Source organism: Microbacterium sp. (genome assembly GCF_035554235.1).
In the GTDB taxonomy this organism is placed as follows: Bacteria; Actinomycetota; Actinomycetes; order Actinomycetales; family Microbacteriaceae; genus Microbacterium.
The window spans coordinates 1-2,124 of record NZ_DATMIO010000096.1 but is presented as its reverse complement, the minus strand read 5'-3'; the positions used below and the strand labels follow the sequence as shown (position 1 = coordinate 2,124).

Sequence of the window (2,124 nt, the reverse complement as noted above, 5' to 3'; positions counted from 1 at the left end):
GGCGTCGAAGGAGATCAGCTCCATGAGGGCGATCCCGATTCCCTCGGCGAGTCCGCCGTGTATCTGCCCGTCGACGACCATCGGGTTGATCCGCACGCCGCAGTCGTCGACGGCGATGAAGCGCCGGACCGTGACCTGGGCGGTATCGGGATCGACGTCCACGACGGCGATGTACGCGCCGTAGGGGTAGGTGAGGTTGGGCGGGTCGTAGATCACCTGAGCGTCGAGGCCGCCCTCCAGCTCCGCGGGCATCGGTTCCCCGCTGTAGGCCCGCGAAGCGATGTCCTCGATCATCGCTTCCTTCTCGGGGTCACCCTTGACGTACCAGCGCCCCTTCTCCCAGGCCAGATCCTCGGGCCTCGTCTCCAGCATCGTCGCGGCGATCAGCCGGGCCTTGTCGCGCACCTTGCGCGAGACGACCGCCACCGCCGCCCCCGACACCGGCGTCGACCGGCTGCCGTAGGTACCCAGGCCGTAGGGCGACTTGTCGGTGTCGCCATGGCGAACCTCGACGTCCTCGGGCGCAATGCCGAGCTCCTCGGCGACGATCTGAGCGAACGTGGTCTCGTGACCCTGGCCCTGGGTTTGCGCGCTGATGCTGACCACCGCCTTGCCTGACGGGTGCACGCGCAGATCGGCGCCGTCGTTCATCGAGAGCCCCAGGATGTCCATGTGCTTGCGCGGCCCCGCGCCGACGCCCTCCGTGAAGAAGGACACGCCGATGCCCATCAGCTCGCCGCGCGCGCGCTTCTCGGCCTGCTCGCGCTTCAGGTCCTCGTAACCGGCGATCTCCATTGCGAGTTGCATCGCCTTGGCGTACTCGCCCGAGTCGTACGTCCACCCAGTCGTCGTCTCGTATGGGAACTGGTCGGGCTTGATGAAGCTGCGCATGCGCAGCTCGGTCGGGTCGACCTTCATCTCCATCGCCAGCGCGCCGACCATCCGCTCCATCAGGTAGGCGGCCTCGGTGATGCGGAACGAGCACCTGTAAGCGACACCCCCGGGCGCCTTGTTCGTGTAGACCGCCTTGACCTTCACGTACGCCGCCTGGAGGTCGTAGGAGCCGCACACGATGTGGAAGAAGCCGGCAGGGAACTTCGTCGGCTGGGCGGTGCTGTCGAAGGCGCCGTGGTCGGCGATGGCGTCCACGCGGAGGCCGGTGATCCTCCCGTCCTTCGAGCACATCTCGCCGCGCATGATGTAGTCGCGGGCGAAGCCGGTGGACATGAGGTTCTCGGAGCGGTTCTCCACCCACTTGACCGGCACGCCCGCCACGATCGAACCGGCGATCGCGCACACGTAGCCTGGGTAGACCGGCACCTTGTTCCCGAAGCCGCCGCCGATGTCCTGGCACTGGATGCGGATCATGTGCTCGGCCAGCCCCGCGACGTGGGCGTAGACGGTGCGGTGGGCGTGCGGCGCCTGGTTGCCGTTGTAGATGTCGAGCTGGCCGGTCTGCGGGTTGAAATCGGCGATCATCCCGCAGGTCTCGAGCGGCGCGGGGTGGCAGCGCGGGTAGATGATGTCGCGCGTGACGACCGTGTCGGCCTCCGCGAAGGCGCGATCGGTGGCCGCCTCGTCGCCGGCCTCCCAGGTCGGGCTCGCCAGGTTGTCGCGCTGGCCTGACTTGTCGTCGCGGATCAGCGGCGCGTCGGGATCGAGCGCCTTGCGGGCGTTGACGATCGCCGGCAGCGGCTCGTACTCCACGTCGATCAGTGCAAGCGCGTCGTTGGCCGAGTACTCGTCGGTCGCGATCACGAACGCGACCTCCTGACCTTGGAAACGGACCTTGTCGCCGGCGAGCACCGCTTGCGTGTCGTAGGAGATCGTCGGCATCCATGCGAGGCCGAGCGTCTCCAGGTCCTTGGCGGTGATGACGGCGGCGACGTTCGGGTGCGCGAGCGCGGCCGAGGTGTCGATCGAGACGATCCGCGCGTGCGCGTACGGGCTGCGCAGGATCGCGCCGTGGACCATGCCGGGCAGGCGGATGTCGTCGAGGTAGTTGCCCTGGCCGCGGATGAACCGCGCGTCCTCCTTGCGCTTCAGGCGGCCGAACCCGATCGGACGCTCGGTGGAGGGGCTCGGGAGGTTCTCGATCACGGCCATGGTTACGACTCCTGTTTC

1 protein-coding gene is annotated in these 2,124 nt (G+C 68.0%); it reads right to left on the bottom strand.

Annotated elements, in window-relative coordinates; translation table 11 throughout:
• Positions 1-2,106: aerobic carbon-monoxide dehydrogenase large subunit (locus VNT50_RS04700; protein ID WP_325483945.1), on the bottom strand; the 2,106-nt coding region annotated here is incomplete at its 3' end.
• Positions 2,107-2,124: the final 18 nt, after the last annotated feature.